This window comes from Actinomadura violacea, assembly GCF_017573465.1.
Taxonomy (GTDB): Bacteria; Actinomycetota; Actinomycetes; order Streptosporangiales; family Streptosporangiaceae; genus Spirillospora; species Spirillospora violacea.
The window spans coordinates 77,015-94,879 of record NZ_JAGEPF010000029.1 but is presented as its reverse complement, the minus strand read 5'-3'; the positions used below and the strand labels follow the sequence as shown (position 1 = coordinate 94,879).

Sequence of the window (17,865 nt, the reverse complement as noted above, 5' to 3'; positions counted from 1 at the left end):
GTCCGTGGCACGTGAGCGTCGAGGCTACCAACTCCGCGGATCTCCCACGCCCGCCCGCGGGACGTCCGGCCGGCGCGCTCACGGCAGCAGCCGCCGGGTCAGCTCCGCCAGGTTCCGCGCCACCTCGGCGGGCGCGTGCAGCGGCGCGACGGCGTGGCTGACGGTGACCCGCATCAGGGTCTCGACCAGCAGGTCCTTGACGTCGGCGGGGACGGCCGGCCAGGTCGTGTCGGCGTAGCCGCGGAACGCCGCGACGACGCGGGCGATCATCGGGTCGCGGCCGCGGGTGGCCAGCGCGATCAGCTCGTCGTCGCGGGACCGCCCGGCGCCGAAGATGCCCTTCAGCAGCGGCCGCCGCTCCGCCTCGTCGAGCGCGAACAGCACGGCCGCGCGCACCGCCTCCGGGACGTCGTCGGCGTGCCGCTCCATCCGCTCCTGGACGCCGCCGAGGAACGCGTCGACCTCCCGCTCGACGAGCGCCCGGCCGAGCCCGACCTTCGACCCGAACTCGTTGTAGGCGGTCTGCCGGCTGACCCCGGCCGCCCGCGCGACGCGGGCGAGCCGCAGGGCGCCCCAGTCCCCGGCCTCCACGATCGCGGACGTGGCGTCGAGCATCCGCTCGCGCGGACCGTCGCGGGGATCGTTGCGTGGACACATTCCGCGATTGTGCCCAGAGCCGATCACGCCCCGCACGGAGAACTTGTCACGCTCCGGACAAGAGAGCCCGGGGGTCCCTGCCGCATATTTGCGTCCTGTGACGATCTCCAGACGCAGACCGTTCCGCGCCCTGCCGGCCGGACTCGCCGCCGCCGCGACGGCGGCCGCGCTCGCCACCGCCGCGGCGCCCGCCCGCGCCGACGCCGGCTGGACGGTCGATCCCACCCCGTTCACCCTGTTCGTGAGCAACCTCTACGCCGTGTCGGGCACCGGCCCGGGAGACGTGTGGGTCGGCGGCTACCAGTGGTACACCGAGCAGTCGTCGTCGTGGTGCGGGGAGATCGGGGGCCCGTGCACGCCGGTCGTCCACGAGAACCCCACGCTGCAGCACTGGAACGGGAGCGGCTGGTCCTGGGTCGGCACGCCCGGCCTGTCCGGTCACGGCCGGATCCAGTTCGTGGACGCGGCGTCGCCGTCCGACGTGTGGGCCGCGGGGACCCGCGACAACGCCGACGGCAAGGGCATCGGCACGCCGTACATCGCGCACTCGGCCGCGCAGGGCTGGCAGGAGGTCGCCGCGCCCGCCGCGCTGGAGCACGTCGACTCCCTCGACGCCGGCCCGGCGGGCGTGTGGATCGCGGGAGCGCCGAAGCAGCAGGCCGGCCCGTCGGTCTACCGGTGGGCGGACGGGACGTGGACGCCGCAGGCCCCGGACGCGACGATCCAGGCCGTCGGGCAGCGCACGGCCGACGACGTGTGGGCCGTGGGCGCGAAGGGCCAGGGCGGGTACGCCGCCCGCTACGACGGCTCGGCGTGGCACGACATGACTCCCCCGCAGATGCAGGGGCAGCCGGGCAGGCTCGTCGCCGTCCTCCCGCTGGCGGCCGGCGACGTGTGGGCGACCGGCTACGTCATGAACGGCACGACCCCGTCGTACCGCTCGTACCACTGGGACGGGTCGTCGTGGCGGGAGGACGCGCTGCCCGCCGACGCGCCGCTGGGCGGCGGCTACCGCCTGCTCAGCAGCGCCGGCCGGAGCATGACCGGCTACTCCCCCGACGGCCTCGCCGCGGACGGGGCGGGCGGCGTCTGGGCGGTCGTGAACCGCCCGGACGCCAAGCTGCTGCACTACTCCGGCGGCGCGTGGAAGGTCGAGACGACCATCGGGGACGCGGAGGTCCAGTACTCCGGTGTCGCCCGCGTCCCCGGCGGGGCGCTGATGGCCGTGGGCAAGAAGGCCGGCAAGCCGATCGTCGTCTCCAGGGACTGACCGGACCGGGCCGCGCCCGTGCGGGGCGGGCGCGGCCCCTCAGCGAGGAGGGACCCGTGCGAAGGAGTCTGAACAGGACCGGCATCACCCGGCGGCTCGGCCTGGCGGCCACCGCTCTCACCACCACCGCCCTCACCACCACCGCCCTCGTGACCGCCGCGCTCGTCACCGCGCCGGCGCCCGCGGCGAGGGCCGCCACCGAATGGACGGCGCGACCCGCGCCACCGACCATCGGCTCCAGCGCGCTCCTCGCCGTCGCCGCGGCGGCGCCCGGTGCCGTCCTCGCCGGCGGCTACCAGTTCAAGCGGCCCAACGACCGCTGGTGCTGGGGCCTCAGGTGCCCCCCGCCGGCCCTCTTCAACCCGACCCTGCAGCGGTGGGACGGAACCGCGTGGTCCTGGCTCGGCACGCCGGGGATGCCGGACCTCGGCCAGATCCTCCACCTGGACGCCGTCTCACTGGACGACCTGTGGGCGACGGGCACGCGGTACATCGAGTGCTGCGGGGACGGCGCCGCCTACGTCGCCCACCTCACCGGCACCGCGTCCACCGAACTGCAGGCGCCTGCGGGCCTCTCCCACATCGCCGCCCTGGACGCCGACGAGCAGGGCGCATGGCTCGCGGGAACCGCGAACTCCCAGGTCAACGGCTCTCCGGTGTACCGGTGGAAAGGCACCTGGGCCCCCTACTCCCTCCCGGCGTCGATCAGCGGCCTCAGGGAGCGCACGCCGGACGACGTCTGGGCCGTCGGCACCGACGCGGACGGCGCCCCTTACGCGGCCCGCTACGACGGCTCGTCCTGGCGCACGGCGACGCCCCCGCAGCCGGCGGGCATGCAGGGCAGGCTCCTGAGCGTCCTCCCGCTCGGTCCCGACGACGTCTGGGCGACCGGGTACACCACCGCGGGCGGGCAGCGCGCGGACCGCTCCTACCACTGGGACGGGACCGCCTGGCAGGAGGCGCCGGCACCGGACGGTGCACGCTTCGGCGACGCGCTCACCGACGACGGAGCGGGCGGCCTCTGGGCGACCGTGAACGCCGGAGCGCTCACGGGCACGTCCGACCTGCTGCACTACACCGACGGCGCCTGGCACCGGGAGGCGGCCGTGTCCGGCTCCGGGGCGTCCGTCACCGCGCTGGCGTGCGTCCCCGGCACGGGGACGGTGTGGGCGGTGGGCGCGCGGGACAACGCGCCGCTCGTCCTCTCGACGGGATGACCGGCGCGGGCCGCGCCCGCACGGGGCGGGCGCGGCCCGGGCGGCCCGGCGTCAGATCTGGACGCGGGCCTCCACGGCCTTGACGATCTCCTCGACGGCCTCGTCGATCGGCACGCCGTTCTTCTGCTCGCCGTTGCGGTATCGGAACGACACCGCGTCCTTGGCGACGTCGTCGTCGCCCGCGAGCAGCATGTAGGGGATCTTCTGCTTCTGCGCGTTGCGGATCTTCTTCTGCATCCGGTCGGAGGAGGAGTCGACCTCCACCCGGATCCCGCGCTCGCGCAGCCGCGCGGCGACCTTCTCCAGGTGCGGGACGTGCGCGTCGCCGATCGGGATGCCGACCGCCTGCACCGGCGACAGCCACGGCGGCATGGCGCCCGCGTAGTGCTCGATCAGCACGCCCATGAACCGCTCGACCGATCCGAACAGGGCCCGGTGGATCATCGCCGGGGTCTGCCGGGTGCCGTCGGCCGCCTGGTACTCCAGGCCGAACCGCTTGGGCTGGTTGAAGTCGAGCTGGATGGTCGACAGCTGCCAGGTCCGGCCGATCGCGTCCTTGGCCTGCACGGAGATCTTCGGGCCGTAGAACGCGGCGCCGCCCGGGTCGTCCACGAGGTCGAGCCCGGAGTCCTCGGCGGCCTGCCGCAGCGCCTCGGTCGCCTCCGCCCAGTCGGCCTCGTCGCCGATGAACTTGTCGGACTCGTCCCGGGTGGACAGCTCCAGGTAGAACTCCGCGAGGCCGAAGTCGCGCAGCACGCTCAGCACGAAGGACAGCAGCGACTTGATCTCGTCGCCCATCTGCTCCTTGGTGGTGTAGATGTGCGAGTCGTCCTGGGTCATGCCGCGCACGCGGGTGAGGCCGTGCACGACGCCGGACTTCTCGTACCGGTACACCGACCCGAACTCGCACATCCGCAGCGGCAGCTCGCGGTAGGACCGCCCGCGCGCGCGGAAGATCAGGTTGTGCATCGGGCAGTTCATCGGCTTGACGCGGTACTCGACCTCGTCCACCTCGAACGGCGGGAACATGTCGTCGCCGTAGTACGGCAGGTGACCGGAGATCTCGAACAGCGACGACTTGGTGATGTGCGGGGTGTTGACGAACTCGTAGCCCGCCTCCAGCTGCCGCCGCCGCATGTAGTCCTCCATCTCCTTGCGGATGATTCCGCCCTTGGGATGGAAGACGGGCAGCCCGCTGCCGAGCTCCGGCGGGAAGGAGAACAGGTCGAGTTCGGCGCCGAGCCTGCGGTGGTCGCGCTTCTCGGCCTCCTCCAGGAACTTCAGGTACTCGTCCTGCTTCTCGCGGGACTCCCAGGCGGTGCCGTAGATCCGCTGCAGCTGCGGGTTCTTCTCGCTGCCGCGCCAGTACGCGCCGCCCGAGCGCATCAGCTTGAACGCGGGGATGACGCGGGTCGACGGCAGGTGCGGGCCGCGGCACAGGTCCTTCCAGCGCAGCTCGCCGGACTTGGCGTCGAGGTTGTCGTAGATGGTCAGCTCGGCGCCGCCCACCTCGACGTCCGCGCCGTCCGCCGCGTCCTCGACCGGGCCGGCGCCCTTGAGGCCGATGAGCTCCAGCTTGTAGGGCTCGGCGGCCAGCTCGGCGCGGGCGTCGTCGTCGGAGACGGGGCGGCGGGAGAACCGCTGGCCCTGCTTGACGATCTCGCGCATCCGCTTCTCGATGCGCTTGAGGTCGTCGGGGGTGAACGGCTCGGCGACGTCGAAGTCGTAGTAGAAGCCGTTGTCGACCGGCGGGCCGATGCCGAGCCTGGCCTCGGGGAACAGCTCCTGCACGGCCTGCGCCATGACGTGCGCGGCGGAGTGCCGCATGATGGCCCGGCCGTCACCGGACCCGATCTCGACCGGCTCGACCGCGTCGCCGTCGTGCAGCTCGCCGGCCAGGTCGCGCAGCTCGCCGTTGACCCGCGCCGCGATCACGGTGCGGCCGTCGGCGTCCAGTGCCTGCCCCGCGGTGGTGCCCGCCGGCACCGCCCGCTCGCTCCCGTCGAGGGTGATGCGCAGCTCAGACACGGTGGACACGGGTACTCCTCGGGATGGTGGGTTGGGATCAGCGGTTTCCGATGCTATCGACTCGGGGTGGGCCCCGGACGCATCCGGTTCCATCGTCCTGCTCCTGTCCTGTCCGGCGCGGGACCCGCGGCGACCCCGGAAAGCGGTGAAGGCCCCGGGACCGCTCCCGGGGCCTTCACAGCGTGCGATGTCAGTGCATGCGGCCGTGGCGCCGGGGGCGACCCGGCGTCGTCGTCTGGAACACGTGCGGTACGGCCTGCATGGCCTCATGGTAACCGACGGGCGCGGCCCACAGCAGGGCGGTTTCCGCGGTCACGCGCGGGCCGCCCGCTTCGGCCGCTCGAGGCGGTCCATGTCCTCCAGCTCGCGTCCCTTCGTCTCGGGGACGGCCCGGATCACGAAGATGAACGCCAGCACGGAGAACGCGGTGTACAGCCCGTAGGCGAGGCTGAGCGAGAAGCCGGAGATGCCGGGGAACGTCGTCGTGACCACCCAGTTGGCGAGCCACTGCGCGGCGGCGGCGACGGCCAGCGCCGACGCCCGGATGAAGTTGTTGAACATCTCGCCGAGCATCACCCACACGACCGGGCCCCAGGTGGCGGCGAACGCGGCGACGAACACGTTGGCGGCGACGAGCGCGATCGGCCCGGCGGCGCCGCTCAGCTCCGGCTTGCCGCCGACCACGTGGGCGGTCGAGAAGCATGCCGTCAGCGTGCCGAGCGACACCGCCATGCCGGCCGCGCCGCCGAGCAGCAGCGGGCGCCGCCCGACCCGGTCGACGAGCGCGATCGCGACGAGCGTGAACACCACGTTGACCACCGAGTTGATCACGGAGGTGAGCATCGCGTTGCTCTCGGAGAACCCGACGGCCTGCCACAGCGAGGACGAGTAGTAGAAGATCACGTTGATGCCGACGAACTGCTGGAAGACCGACAGCAGGATGCCGACCCACACGATCGGCAGCAGCCCGAGCCGGGAGCCGCGCAGGTCCCGCAGGTGCACCGCGCGGTCCTCGGCGATCGACCGGCCGATGTCCTCGATCTTGCCGTCCACGTCGGCGCGGCCCATGACCCGGGCGAGCACCCGCCTGGCGTCGGTCGTCCGGTGCTTCTTCACCAGGTAGCGGGGCGACTCGGGGATCGTCGTGGCGATGACGCCCCAGAACACCGCGGGCACGGCCGCGCTGGCGAACATCCAGCGCCAGGCGCCGCCGCCCCACGGGAACGTCCCGGTCGCGCCGCCCTTGGAGACCTGCGCGATGACGTAGTCGACGACCAGCGCGGCGAAGATGCCGAGGACGATCGCCATCTGCTGGAGTGAGCCGAGCCGGCCGCGCAGCTCGGCGGGCGCGATCTCGGCGATGTAGGCGGGCGCGATGACGGACGCGGCGCCGATCGCCAGGCCGCCGACCAGCCGCCACGCCGTCAGGTCGACGGCGCTGAAGGCGAACGCCGAGCCGAGCGAGCTGATGACGAACAGCGCGGACGCGCCCAGCATCACCTTGACCCGGCCGATCCGGTCGCCGATCGGCCCGGCGAACCAGGCGCCCACCGCGCAGCCGAGCAGCGCGGCCGACACCACGAAGCCGACGACGAAGCCGCTCAGGTGGAAGGTGTCCTTGAGGGCGTCGACCGTCCCGTTGATGACCGAGGAGTCGTAACCGAACAGGAACCCGCCGAGCGCGGCGGCGCCCGCGAGGAGCGCGGCGGTCGCGGCCGAATGGGAAGGGCCGCTGTGCTCCTCGCCCGCAGTGGTCTTCGATCCGCTTCCCGGTGTGCTCATGGAGCCGGATCTTCCCCATAGAAGGGACGTTATGCGGCTGCGTTGCCCGCGCCTCACCCGCCGATGGCGATTGCGAGACCGTGCGCTGGGCCCGGGTTGGGCGTCGCTTCGCGAGCCGTCTCCGCCCTGCCCGGCCGCGCGTTACCAGTCGTCGGCGGACTCCGCGGCGAGCCGGACGAGCTCCCCGCCCGCGTCCAGGTCGTAGCGGCGCATCGTCGACAACGGCGGCGCGTACACGTGGACGCTCACCGCGGGAGCGTCGGAGGTGTTGCGGACGTCGTGGACGTAGTCGGGCCCGAACGAGCGGACCTGCCCGGCGCCGACGTCGCGATGGTTGCGGACGCGGTGCTCCTCGAGCGTGCCGAGGGCGACGGCGAAGGCGCCGGCGGAGCCGCCGTGGTCGTGGAAGCCGGTGGACTGGCCGGGCAGCCAGCTGATCAGCCAGATCTCGTGGTCGGCGTCCTGGTGGACGCGCTCGTACCAGCGGCCCTGCGGGTCGAGCCGGACGCGGTGCACCCAGTCCTGCGGGTTCTCGGCGAGCGCGCGGGCGCGCTCGGCGAGCCGCGGCGGCGCGAACGGGTCCTGCGCTTCCCGCGGCTCGGGCGCGCCGGTCTCGGTAGTGGTGACGGTCATGTGTCGCTCTCCTCGGCTGTGCGGTGGGACGTGCTGGAGCGCGCCGCCGGCGGGTGTCCGCTAGCGGGGCGTCCGGCGACACAGCGCGCTGGCCTGGCGGCGCAGGTCGACGTGCAGGCGCTCGTGCAGCGCGGCGGAGATCGTCACGCCACGAGGATCGGCCATAATCCCTATAAAGTCAATCGAGAATCCATGGAACGCCGGACCGAGGCCCCGAGCGGCGCTGATACCCGCGGGGGCGGCCCGATCTCCCTCCGCGGAGGCAGGCGGTCCGGGCGGCGGGCGCTCTAGGCTCGCAGCGAGATGAACGAACCACACCGCTCCGACGCCGGCCGGCGAGGCCGGCTGCTGGCCGGGGCCACCTCCGCCGTCGTGCCGGGCCGCGACGACCCCGCCGTCACCCTGCTGCCGGGACGGCGGCTGCTGCGCGTGCCGCTGATGGCCCTCCTGCTCGCCATGACCATCGGCTTCACCGCCGGGTCCATCGCGATCTCCATCGAGGGGTACCACGTGGACCCGGGGGCGGCCGTGCCGCTCGGCGTGCTGATGGCCACCCCGCTGATCTTCGCGGCCCGCTGGCCGCTCGCCGCCTGGCGCATCGCGGCCATCGGGCTGCTGGTCACGGTGTTCGTCCGGCACGGCGAGGGCTTCATGCCGTGGCCGGTCACCTCGATCCTGGCGCTGGTGGTGATCCTGTTCTTCGCCGGGGTCGGCTGCGAGCGCGAGACGACGGTCGGCGTCGGCGCGGTGACGATCGTCGGGGTGCTGCTGCCCGCCGTGCTGTTCGGCATGCCGGGCTGGTTCGGCATGATCCTCGCCGGGATCACCGCGGTCGTGCTGACCTTCGGCGACGCGGTCGGCGGCCGCCGCTCCGCCGAGCAGGAGCTGCGCCGCCGCGAGGAGCAGCACCGCCAGGACCTGGCCCGGCAGGCGGTGCTGGAGGAGCGCGCCCGCATCGCCCGCGAGCTGCACGACGTCGTCGCGCACCACATGTCGGTGATCGCGATGCAGGCCGAGGCCGCCCCGTTCAAGATCCCCGAGCTGCCGGACGCGGCCCGCGAGACGTTCGGGGTGGTGCGGGACGCGGCCCGCGAGGCGCTCACCGAGACCCGCCGCGTGGTGGGGCTGCTGCGCTCGGACGACGAGGGCGCCGAGCGCGCCCCGAGCCCCGGCCTGGACCGGCTGGACGAGCTGGCCGCGGCGGCCCGCAACTCCGGGCTGTCGGTCGCCACCGTGGTCGTCGGGATGCCGCGCCAGCTGGACGCCGGGGTGGACCTGTCGGCCTACCGGATCGTCCAGGAGTCGCTCAGCAACGCCGCCCGGTACGCGCCGGGGTCGCGCGTCCACGTGGAGATCAAGTACGGCGCGGAGGCGCTCGCGGTGACCGTCGACGACGACGGCCCGCGCGGCGACCCGGACCGCTCGCAGGGCGGCGGGCACGGGCTGGTCGGGATGCGCGAGCGCGTCACCATGCTCGGCGGCGCGCTGTCGGCCGGCCCGCGCGGGCCGGCCGGCTGGACGGTCGCGGCGGAGCTGCCGTACGGGGACTGATCGTTGCCCGTAGGGTGGCGTCGTGACGATTCGGGTGCTGATCGCCGACGACCAGGTGATGATCCGCGACGGGCTCGCGGCGCTGCTGTCCTCCGATCCGGAGATCGAGGTGATCGGGCAGGCCGGGAACGGGCGCGAGGCGGTGGACCTGGCCCGCGCGCTGGATCCGGACGTCGTGGTGATGGACATCCGGATGCCGGAGATGGACGGCCTGGCCGCGACCGCCGAGCTGACCGGCGGGCACGCCGCGCAGGACGCCGGGGACCCGGCGGACCTGCGGCCGAAGGTCCTGGTGCTGACCACGTTCGACCTGGACGAGTACGTCTACGAGGCGCTCGGCGCGGGGGCCAGCGGCTTCCTGCTCAAGGACGCCTCGGCGGCGGACCTGGTGACCGGCGTGCGGGTGGTGGCGGCGGGCGACGCGCTGCTCGCGCCGTCGATCACCCGGCGGCTGATCGGCGACTTCGCGCGCCGGCGGCGCCACCAGCGGCCCAGCCCGGCGGCGACGGCGGGGCTCACCCCGCGCGAGATGGACGTGCTGCGGCTCATCGCGCGGGGCCTGTCCAACGCCGAGATCGCCGCCGAGCTCGTGCTCGCCGAGCAGACGATCAAGACGCACGTCGGGCACGTGCTGACCAAGCTGGGGCTGCGGGACCGGACGCAGGCCGTGGTGTTCGCCTACGAGAACGGCCTCGTCGGCTAGCGCACCCGGTCCCGCGACCGGCCCGGCGGCGGCTCAGCGGGACGGGTCCAGGACGAGCTTGCCGGTGGTGCGGCGGGCGCGCAGGTCCTCGTGCGCGCGGCGGACCTCGGTGAGCCCGTACTCGCCGCCACCGACCACGCGCAGCCGTCCGGAGGCGGCCAGGCCGAACAGCTCGTCCAGCGCGGCGCGCATGACGTCGCCGGGCAGCTGGAAGACGTGCGCCAGCCACATGCCCGCGATCGTCGTCGAGTGCGACATCAGCGTGGCCGGGCGGACCGGCGACGGCTCGGTGCGCGAGGCCATCCCGTAGAAGGCGAGCCGGCCGAACGGCGCGAGCGCCTTCAGGCTCTGGTCGGTGACGGTCCCGCCGGTCATCTCCAGCACGGTGTCGACGCGGCGCCCGCCGTTGGCCTCGATGAGCGCGTCCTTGAGGTCGGGCTCGTTGGCGTCGATCGCGACGTCCGCGCCGAGTTCGAGGGCGAGGTCGCGCTTCTGCTTGGACGAGGCGGTGGCGATGACGCGCCCCGCTCCCCACGCCTTGGCGAGCTGGACGGCGAGGGTGCCGACCCCGCCGGCGGCGGCGTGCACGACGACCGACTCCCCCGGCGCCAGGTGCACGCTGCGGCGCAGCAGCACCCACGCGGACGCGCCCTGGACGATCATGCCGAGCGCGGTGACGTCGTCGACGGCGTCCGGGACGTCCCAGGCCAGCGCCTCGGGCGCGACGGCCTTCTCGGCGTAGCCGCCGGTGCCGACGAGCGCGACGACGCGGCGGCCGTCCGGCGTGGTGCCGACGACCTCGCCGCCCGGCACCATCGGCAGCGTCGACTCCGACAGGTAGCTGTTCTCGGCCTGGTGGGTGTCGGCGTAGTTGATCCCGGCGCGGGCGACGTCGACGAGCAGGTGCCCGGGCCCGGCGACGGGGTCGGGCAGCTCGGTGACGGTCAGCACCTCGGGGCCGCCGAACTCGGTGATCTGGATCGCGCGCATGTCTCTCCTGTTCGGTGCGGGGCGGGCTGTTCGGTGCGGGCAGGGCTGTTCGGTGCGGGCAGGGCTGTTCGGTGCGTGCGGGCCGGGGCTCAGCGGGGGCCGGGGACGCCGCGGAACTTGAACGGCTCGGACTCGCGGCCGGGCACGACGTACCAGGCCTCGCCGGCGCCGTCGGCCTCCAGGATCCGCATGAACGCCTCGACGACGTCGTTCACCTCGAGGATCGGGAAGCCGCTCTCCTGGAGGTGCTCCTTCATCCCGCCGAGGATCGCGGTGTCGGCGAACGACGGGCACAGCGCGTTCACGCGGATGCCCTCGGGCAGGTAGGTGGGGCCGAGCGCGCGGACGAGGCCGACGACCGCGGCCTTGTTGGCGCCGTAGACGGGGTCGAAGGGCGTCGCGGTGAGCGCGGCCATGCTGGCGGTCGCGACGATGTTCCCGCCGCCGCGGTTGCGGATCGCGGGCAGCGCGGCGTGCACGCCGTAGACGACGCCGTCGAGGTTGATGCCCATGGCGCGGCGGTAGACGGCGGGGTCGAAGTCCTCGCCGAGGTCGCCGCCGCCGGCGATGCCGGCGTTGAGGAACGCCACGTCGAGGCCGCCGAAGCGCTCGACGGCGGTGGCGACGGCGGCCTCGCTGTCGGCGGGCTCGCGGACGTCGCAGCGGACGAACGCGCCGTCCAGCTCCTTGGCGAGCGCGGCGCCGGCGTCGGTGTCGACGTCGGCGAGCACGACCCGGGCGCCTTCGCGGGCCAGCCGGCGCGCGACCGCCGCGCCGATGCCGTTGGATCCGCCCGTGATCAGCGCGACCTTGCCGGTGCCGTCGAAGGCTGCCATGGGGACTCCCTCCCAAGTAACTGACTCGTCAGTTACTCTAGCGGAATGGACTTCGGTTTGAGCGAGCGGGCCCAGGAGCACCTCGGCCGCCTCCAGGACTTCATGGACTCCCACGTCTACCCGGCGGAGCCGGTCTACGCCGCGCAGCGGGCGGAGCTGCGCGCGCAGGGCCGCGAGCACCACGTCCCGCAGGTCGTCGAGGACCTCAAGGTCGAGGCGCGCAAGCGCGGCCTCTGGAACCTGTTCCTACCCGGCAGCGAGGACCCCGCACACGGCCTGAGCGTCACCGACTACGCCTCCCTCGCCGAGATCACCGGGCGCTCCCCCAGCCTCGCGCCCGAGGCGACCAACTGCGCGGCGCCCGACACCGGCAACATGGAGGTCCTGCACCTGTTCGGGACGCCCGAGCAGAAGGAGCGGTGGCTGAAGCCGCTGCTGGACGGCGAGATCCGCAGCGCGTTCGCGATGACGGAGCCGGACGTGGCGAGCTCGGACGCCACCAACATCTCCACCCGGATCGAGCGCGACGGCGACCACTACGTGATCAACGGCCGCAAGTGGTGGATCAGCGGCTCCGCCGACCCGCGCTGCAAGATCATGATCGTGATGGGCAAGACCGACCCCGAGGGCCACCCCTACCGGCAGCAGTCGATGGTGCTGGTGCCGCTGGACGCGCCCGGCGTCGAGGTCGTCCGGCCGCTGCCCGTGTTCGGCTACCAGGACCAGCACGGCCACTGCGAGATCACCTTCACCGACGTCCGCGTCCCGGTGGAGAACCTCGTCGGCGAGGAGGGCGGCGGCTTCGCGATCGCGCAGGCGCGGCTCGGGCCCGGCCGCATCCACCACTGCATGCGCGCGATCGGGATGGCCGAGCGGGCGCTGGAGCTGATGTGCGAGCGCGCGGTGTCGCGGGTGGCCTTCGGCGGGCCGCTCGCCAAGCAGGGCGTCGTCCGCGAGCAGATCGCCGAGTCGCGGATGGCGATCGAGCAGGCCCGGCTGCTCACCCTCAAGACCGCGTGGCTGATCGACAAGCACGGCGTGCAGGCCGCGCGGTCCGAGGTCGCGGCGATCAAGGTGATCGCGCCGCGGGTCGCGCTGGACGTCGTCGACCGGGCGATCCAGGTGCACGGCGGCGCGGGCGTCAGCGACGACACCCCGCTCGCCGCGATGTGGGCGGGCCTGCGCACCCTGCGCCTCGCCGACGGGCCGGACGAGGTGCACGTGCGGTCCGTCGCGCGTGCCGAACTGGGCAGGTACCTCGGTAAATGACGGGTTCCACGGGGGACGCCGCGGCGCCGGGGGCCCGGCCGTCGCCGGAGACCGCGCCGGCGCGGCCGGGCGTGCGGCGGCGGATGCCGTACGCCCGGCGGCGCGAGCAGCTGCTCCAGGTCGCGCTGGCCGAGTTCGGCCGGCGCGGCTACCACCTGACGCAGATGGAGCACGTCGCCGCGGCGGCGCAGGTCTCCAAGGCGCTGCTGTACCAGCACTTCGCGTCCAAGGAGGAGCTGTTCGCCGAGGTGACGGAGGCGATCGTCACCGAGCTGACCGGCCGGCTGAACGAGGCGGTGCCCGCCGCGCACGGCACGGCGGGCGGCATCCGGGCGATGATCCGGGTGCTGTTCGACTACGCCACCGAGGAGCCGGACGCGTGGTCGCTGGTGGTCCGGCACCTCGACAAGCCGGAGGTCGGGCTGGAGTTGCGGGAGCTGCGCGACCGGCTCGGCACCGCGTTCGCCGACCTGCTGCTGCGCCGCCGCCGCGCCGACCCGGAGCTGTCGTCCGCCGCCCTCGCGGTGAACGAGCGGCGGGCGCGGCTGCTCGTCCCGCTGATGTACGGGTCGATGCTGTCGATGGTGTCGTGGTGGCTGGAGCATCCCGACACCCCGCGCGACCGTGCCGAGCAGATGGCGCTGGAGTTCATCTGGCTCGGCCTGGACCGGCTGCGGACCGGCGAGCGGCTGCCCCGCGACTGACGGCGGACCGGCGGCCGGACGGACGGGACGCGGCGGTCAGCCCGCGGCGACAGGGCGGCCGAAGACGTCGTCGCGGGCCAGGTCGAGCGCGGTCAGGACGGCGCCGCGCAGCACCGCGTCGGCCTCGTGCGCCGCGGGCCGCACCAGCGTGGCGGCCGGCGTGAGCGCCGCGAGCCGCTCGGCGACCAGCCCGGCGAGGCGGTCGCCGCCGCCGCGGCCGAGCGCGCCGCCGAGCACGACCAGGCCCGGGTCCAGGACGGCGACGAGCGTGAACACGCCCTCGACGACCCGGTCCGCGAGCGCCCCGGCGTCCAGGTGCCCGGCGGACGCGACGTCCATCAGCTGGCAGAAGGCGCGGTCGCCGAACCTGAGCATCCCGACCTCGCCGGCGCCGCCGGACGCGCCGCGCCGCAGCCGCCCGTCCAGCACGATGGCGGCGCCGACGCCGTCGTCGAGCCACAGCAGCGCGAAGTCGGCGTGGCCCGCCGCGGCGCCGTCGCGGTGCTCGGCGACGGCCGCGAGGTTGACCTCGTTCTCCACGACGACGCGCGCGGTCGTCCGGCTCTGGAGCGCCTGGAGCAGGTCGGGGCGCCACCCCGGCATGTCGCCGTCGGTGACGAGGCCGGTGCCCGGGTGGATCAGGCCCGGGGTGCCGACCACCAGGGCGTGCAGGACGATGCCGCCGGCGGCCTCGGCGACCGCCGCGGCGACCACGGCGGGCAGGTCCGGCGCGCCGGGCAGCGGCCGCGAGACGGTCCCGGCGGGCTCCCCGGCGAGGTCGGCGACCGTGACGTGCACCGCGTCGCGGCGCAGGTCGACCCCGGCGACGTGGGCGCGGCCGGCGACCAGGCCGTAGAGCCGGGCGTTCGGCCCGCGCCGGTCGGCGCCGGTCTCCCCGGCCACCTCGATCAGCCCGTCCGCGCGAAGCCGCTCGACCAGGTCCGACACCGTCGGCCGGGAAAGCCCGGTCAGCGCGCGCAGCTGCGGGGCGGTCAGCGGGCCGCGTTCCAGCAGCAGGTCGAGGGCGAGCCGGTCGTTGATCGCGCGGGCCATCGTCGGGTCGGCGGTCTTCACGCGGCCCATGCTAGCCAGGGCGGCGGCTTGCGTCGCTTTTCATCAGGAAGCCTGCCTGTTAGTTTTTCCGGCATGAACCGCCACCACCGCGCCATCGCCGCAGTCTTCGCCGTGCACGGCGCCGTCGCGGGCACCCTCGCCACCCGCATCCCCTGGATCCAGGACCGCCTCGGCCTCGGCGCCGGCGTCCTCGGGCTCGCGCTGCTCTGCCCGTCCATCGGCGCGTTCGCGACGATGCCGACCGCTAGCCGCATCGCGCACCGCATCGGCGAGCGCACCGCCACGCGCCTGCTCATCGCGTACTGGGCGGCGGTCCTCGCGCTGCCCGCGCTGGCGCCCGCGCCCGGCTGGCTGTTCGCCGCGATGCTGCTGTACGGGATGGGCGCCGGGATGTCGGACGTGGTGATGAACGGGCACGCCGTGTCGGTGGAACGGCACCTGAAGCGCCCGATCATGTCCGGGCTGCACGGGCTGTGGGCCGTCGGGAGCCTCGCCGCCGGCGGCGCCGGCATCCTCGCCGCGCACGCCGGGATGGACGCCCGGCTGCACCTCGGGGCGGTCGCGCTCGTCCTGCTCGCGGCCGGCGCCGTCGCGGGCCGCGGCCTCCTCCCCGACCAGGCGGACGCGGACGCCCCGCCGCCGCGCCGGTTCGCGCTGCCGAACCGGGCGATCGCGGCGATCGGCGTCGTCGGGTTCTGCGCGACGTTCGCCGAGGGCGCGAGCGCCGACTGGTCGGCCGTCTACCTCACGAAGGTCGCGGACGCCGGCCCCGGGCTCGCCGCCGCCAGCTACACCGTCTTCATGTCCTGCATGGCCGGGACGCGGCTCGCCGGGGACCGCCTCGTCCGCCGGTTCGGCGCCGCGGCGGTCGTGCGCTGCGGCGGCACGGTCGCCGTGCTCGGCGGCGCGCTGGTCGTGGCGGCGCGCGGCGCCGTGCCCGGCATCATCGGGTTCGCGCTGATCGGCGCCGGGGTCGCGACCGTCGTGCCGCTGGTGTTCGCGGCGGCCGGGAACGCCGGGCAGACGCCCGGCGAGGGCGTCGCGGGCGTCGCGACGATCACCTACCTGTCCGGGCTGACCGCGCCGGCGGTGACCGGCTGGGCGGCGGGCGCGCTGTCGTACCCGGCCGCGTTCGCGCTGATCACCTGCATCTGCGCGCCGACCATCCTGCTGGCGGGCGCGCTGCGCCCGCGTCCCGCGCGGGTGCCCGAGGCCGCCGAGCCGCCCGTCCGGGAGCTACGCGCGTGAGAGGCGCGCGAGGGCCTCGGCGGCCGGCGACCCGGGCTGCGCGTAGTGCACCAGGACGCTCTGGTCCGGATCGTTCTCCACGTTGATCTTCATGTAGCGGAGCGTGACCACGCCGAGGTCCGGATGGCGGAACCGCCGCTCGGACGGGGTGAACGGGGTGATGTCGTGCGACTCCCAGAACGCGCGGAACCGCGGGCTGGTCGCGGTCAGCCGCGCCACGAGCCGCTGGAAGCCGGGATTGCCGAGCTGCCGCCCGGCCTCGTTGCGCAGCAGCGCCGTCAGCCAGCGGGCCTCGGCCTCCCAGTCGGCGAACCGCTCGCGCATCCAGGCGCTGTGGAACATCAGCCACACGACGTTGAGATCCTCGCCGGACGGCCGCTCCGGCATGGTGCGCAGCAGCGCGTCCACCGGGGCGTTCCAGGCCACGAGGTCGAAGCGGCGCGTCACCACGTGGGCGAGGTTCGGCTCCACCATCGCGAGCAGGTCGCGGACCTCGCGCGTCACCGTCGCCGGACCCGGCGGCTCGGCGGCGGGCTCGCCGGCCAGCTCCAGCAGGTGCCGGTGCTCGGCGTCACCGAGCCGCAGCGCGCGGGCGAGGCTGTCGAGGACCTGCCGCGACACCCCGTTGACGCGGCCCTGCTCCAGCCACGTGTACCAGGTGAGGCTGACGCCGGCCGCCGCCGCGACCTCCTCGCGCCGCAGCCCGGGCGTCCGGCGGCGCGGGCCCGGCACGATGCCCGCCTCCTGCGGCGTCACCCGGCCGCGCCGGGACCGCAGGAAGTCGCCGAGTTCCCGGCGGCGTGCGTCGGCGGTCGGTGCGGGCACGACCGGTCGCCTCGCTTCGCGTTGGCCTGTTAGCCGCGTTAATAGCGTTAACAGTAGTCTTGTCCGGCTCGGCCAGGGGACCCAGCATCGGCCCCATGAGCACTCGAACCGTACTGATCACCGGGGCGGCCGGCGGCGTTGGGAGCGCGGCCGTCCAACGGCTGTCCGGACTGGGCTGGGACGTCTACGCCGGGATCCGGCGGGCGTCCGACGCCGACCGGCTGCCCGCCGGAGTCCATGCCCTCACCATCGACCTGATCGACGAGGAGACCGTCGAGGCCGCCGCCAAGGAGATCGCCGCGCGCACCGGCGGGCGGCTGGACGCGCTGGTCAACAACGCCGGCGTCATCGTCGAGGGCCCGGTCGAGCTGGTGCCGCTGGAGGACTGGCGGCGGCAGTTCGACGTCAACGTGGTCGGCCAGATCGCGATGACCCAGGCGGTGCTGCCGCTGCTGCGCGCCGCGCAGGGGCGGGTCGTCAACATCGGCGCCGTGAGCTCCCGGATGAGCGGGCCCGCGTTCGGGCCGATCGCCGCGTCGAAGGCGGCGCTGGCCTCGGTCACCGAGGCGCTGCGGGTGGAGATGCGCCCGCTGGGGGTGAAGGTCTGCGTGATCGAGCCCGGGCTGCTGGACACCGCGATCTTCGACAAGTCCGGCGCCTCGCGGCGGGCGGCCGGATGGCGCGGCGACGCGGACGCCCAGCGGCTCTACGAAGGGGTCACCGCGAAGATGGGCGAGTTCAACGCCCGCGCCAAACCGGGACCGGTCGACTCGGCCGTGCGGACGATCGTCAAGGCGCTCGCGGCGCGCCGCCCGAAGGCGCGCTACCTGGTCGGCCGCGACGCCCGGATGATGGCCGCGCTGGCGAAACTGCCCGACCACACCCGCGACGGCCTGCTCCTGCGAACGGTGGGCATCAGCGCCGCCACCTACAACGCCTGAGGCGGCCGCCTGAACCACCGCGCGAGCGCGTGACCTGACCGGGGAGGCGACGCCGGAGGCGAGCCTCCCCGGGAAGATCGCGAAGCGATGCCGCGCTCGCACAAGCACGGTCAGGGGGCGAGCCCTAGGCGAGCCCC

At 74.3% G+C, this 17,865-nt stretch carries 17 protein-coding genes; 8 read left to right on the top strand and 9 right to left on the bottom strand.

Going from position 1 to position 17,865, the window contains the following annotated elements; translation table 11 throughout:
* Positions 1-78: 78 nt before the first annotated feature.
* Positions 79-657, bottom strand: coding sequence for a TetR/AcrR family transcriptional regulator (locus J4709_RS39665; protein ID WP_208249449.1), 579 nt, complete (start codon positions 655-657; stop codon positions 79-81).
* A 97-nt stretch (positions 658-754) separates the two neighbouring features.
* Between J4709_RS39665 and J4709_RS39660 the strand changes: the two genes are divergently transcribed.
* Entirely contained in the window at positions 755-1,927 is a 1,173-nt protein-coding gene (locus tag J4709_RS39660; protein WP_208249447.1) for a hypothetical protein, read from the top strand.
* 56 nt (positions 1,928-1,983) lie between these two features.
* Positions 1,984-3,144 (top strand): hypothetical protein, encoded by a 1,161-nt coding sequence (locus tag J4709_RS39655; RefSeq protein WP_208249446.1) that lies wholly within the window; start codon positions 1,984-1,986, stop codon positions 3,142-3,144.
* A gap of 51 nt (positions 3,145-3,195) precedes the next feature.
* Here J4709_RS39655 and thrS read toward each other — a convergent pair whose 3' ends face one another.
* The 4 genes from thrS to J4709_RS39635 all read right to left on the bottom strand — a co-directional run bounded on the left by thrS (position 3,196) and on the right by J4709_RS39635 (position 7,752).
* On the bottom strand, positions 3,196-5,181 hold the full coding sequence (gene thrS / locus J4709_RS39650; protein ID WP_208249444.1) for a threonine--tRNA ligase: 1,986 nt from the start codon (positions 5,179-5,181) through the stop codon (positions 3,196-3,198).
* A 303-nt stretch (positions 5,182-5,484) separates the two neighbouring features.
* Positions 5,485-6,954 carry a sugar porter family MFS transporter gene (locus tag J4709_RS39645; RefSeq protein WP_208249442.1) on the bottom strand — a complete coding sequence of 490 codons (1,470 nt, stop codon included), beginning with the start codon at positions 6,952-6,954 and terminating at the stop codon, positions 5,485-5,487.
* 141 nt (positions 6,955-7,095) lie between these two features.
* A complete protein-coding gene (locus J4709_RS39640) occupies positions 7,096-7,587 on the bottom strand; it encodes a cysteine dioxygenase (RefSeq protein ID WP_208249439.1) in 492 nt (163 codons plus the stop codon).
* A 60-nt stretch (positions 7,588-7,647) separates the two neighbouring features.
* Positions 7,648-7,752, bottom strand: coding sequence for a putative leader peptide (locus J4709_RS39635; protein ID WP_208249437.1), 105 nt, complete (start codon positions 7,750-7,752; stop codon positions 7,648-7,650).
* Positions 7,753-7,890: 138 nt separating this feature from the next.
* Here J4709_RS39635 and J4709_RS39630 point away from each other — a divergent pair, with 138 nt between their 5' ends.
* Together J4709_RS39630 and J4709_RS39625 are read left to right on the top strand one after the other, a co-directional pair.
* Complete coding sequence (locus J4709_RS39630) at positions 7,891-9,138, top strand: sensor histidine kinase (protein WP_208249435.1); 1,248 nt, start codon at positions 7,891-7,893, stop codon at positions 9,136-9,138.
* Between the two features lie 22 nt (positions 9,139-9,160).
* Positions 9,161-9,841: a response regulator gene (locus J4709_RS39625; RefSeq protein ID WP_208249433.1), complete on the top strand. Its 681-nt coding sequence runs from the start codon at positions 9,161-9,163 to the stop codon at positions 9,839-9,841.
* Between the two features lie 33 nt (positions 9,842-9,874).
* Here the strand turns inward: J4709_RS39625 and J4709_RS39620 are convergent, their stop codons facing one another.
* Positions 9,875-10,831, bottom strand: a complete 957-nt coding sequence (locus tag J4709_RS39620; RefSeq protein WP_208249431.1) for a quinone oxidoreductase family protein — start codon at positions 10,829-10,831, stop codon at positions 9,875-9,877.
* A gap of 89 nt (positions 10,832-10,920) precedes the next feature.
* Complete coding sequence (locus tag J4709_RS39615) at positions 10,921-11,667, bottom strand: SDR family oxidoreductase (RefSeq protein WP_208249429.1); 747 nt, start codon at positions 11,665-11,667, stop codon at positions 10,921-10,923.
* Positions 11,668-11,712: 45 nt separating this feature from the next.
* On the opposite strand from J4709_RS39615, the gene J4709_RS39610 reads away from it, so the two are divergent.
* Both J4709_RS39610 and J4709_RS39605 read left to right on the top strand, forming a co-directional pair.
* A complete protein-coding gene (locus J4709_RS39610; protein ID WP_208249427.1) occupies positions 11,713-12,936 on the top strand; it encodes an acyl-CoA dehydrogenase family protein in 1,224 nt (407 codons plus the stop codon).
* Positions 12,933-13,640 carry a TetR/AcrR family transcriptional regulator gene (locus J4709_RS39605; RefSeq protein WP_208249417.1) on the top strand — a complete coding sequence of 236 codons (708 nt, stop codon included), beginning with the start codon at positions 12,933-12,935 and terminating at the stop codon, positions 13,638-13,640. The genes J4709_RS39610 and J4709_RS39605 overlap by 4 nt, the downstream gene beginning before the upstream one ends.
* Positions 13,641-13,676: 36 nt before the next feature.
* Here the strand turns inward: J4709_RS39605 and J4709_RS39600 are convergent, their stop codons facing one another.
* Positions 13,677-14,714: an ROK family transcriptional regulator gene (locus tag J4709_RS39600; protein WP_307801959.1), complete on the bottom strand. Its 1,038-nt coding sequence runs from the start codon at positions 14,712-14,714 to the stop codon at positions 13,677-13,679.
* Positions 14,715-14,786: 72 nt separating this feature from the next.
* Here J4709_RS39600 and J4709_RS39595 point away from each other — a divergent pair, with 72 nt between their 5' ends.
* On the top strand, positions 14,787-15,962 hold the full coding sequence (locus J4709_RS39595; RefSeq protein WP_208249412.1) for an MFS transporter: 1,176 nt from the start codon (positions 14,787-14,789) through the stop codon (positions 15,960-15,962).
* On the opposite strand, the gene J4709_RS39590 is transcribed toward J4709_RS39595, so the two are convergent.
* A complete protein-coding gene (locus J4709_RS39590) occupies positions 15,951-16,787 on the bottom strand; it encodes a helix-turn-helix transcriptional regulator (RefSeq protein WP_208249410.1) in 837 nt (278 codons plus the stop codon). The genes J4709_RS39595 and J4709_RS39590 overlap by 12 nt on opposite strands.
* A 95-nt stretch (positions 16,788-16,882) precedes the next feature.
* On the opposite strand from J4709_RS39590, the gene J4709_RS39585 reads away from it, so the two are divergent.
* Positions 16,883-17,728 carry an SDR family NAD(P)-dependent oxidoreductase gene (locus J4709_RS39585; RefSeq protein WP_208249408.1) on the top strand — a complete coding sequence of 282 codons (846 nt, stop codon included), beginning with the start codon at positions 16,883-16,885 and terminating at the stop codon, positions 17,726-17,728.
* Positions 17,729-17,865: the final 137 nt, after the last annotated feature.

Bases quoted from the DNA above. Each gene is read 5' to 3' on its own strand.
- J4709_RS39645 (WP_208249442.1), bottom strand. From the start codon at position 6,954: ATGAGCACACCGGGAAGCGGATCGAAGACCACTGCGGGCGAGGAGCAC.
- J4709_RS39665 (WP_208249449.1), bottom strand. From the start codon at position 657: ATGTGTCCACGCAACGATCCCCGCGACGGTCCGCGCGAGCGGATGCTC.
- J4709_RS39615 (WP_208249429.1), bottom strand. From the start codon at position 11,667: ATGGCAGCCTTCGACGGCACCGGCAAGGTCGCGCTGATCACGGGCGGA.
- J4709_RS39610 (WP_208249427.1), top strand. From the start codon at position 11,713: ATGGACTTCGGTTTGAGCGAGCGGGCCCAGGAGCACCTCGGCCGCCTC.
- J4709_RS39640 (WP_208249439.1), bottom strand. From the start codon at position 7,587: ATGACCGTCACCACTACCGAGACCGGCGCGCCCGAGCCGCGGGAAGCG.
- J4709_RS39605 (WP_208249417.1), top strand. From the start codon at position 12,933: ATGACGGGTTCCACGGGGGACGCCGCGGCGCCGGGGGCCCGGCCGTCG.
- J4709_RS39595 (WP_208249412.1), top strand. From the start codon at position 14,787: ATGAACCGCCACCACCGCGCCATCGCCGCAGTCTTCGCCGTGCACGGC.
- J4709_RS39585 (WP_208249408.1), top strand. From the start codon at position 16,883: ATGAGCACTCGAACCGTACTGATCACCGGGGCGGCCGGCGGCGTTGGG.
- J4709_RS39630 (WP_208249435.1), top strand. From the start codon at position 7,891: ATGAACGAACCACACCGCTCCGACGCCGGCCGGCGAGGCCGGCTGCTG.
- J4709_RS39635 (WP_208249437.1), bottom strand. From the start codon at position 7,752: ATGGCCGATCCTCGTGGCGTGACGATCTCCGCCGCGCTGCACGAGCGC.
- J4709_RS39620 (WP_208249431.1), bottom strand. From the start codon at position 10,831: ATGCGCGCGATCCAGATCACCGAGTTCGGCGGCCCCGAGGTGCTGACC.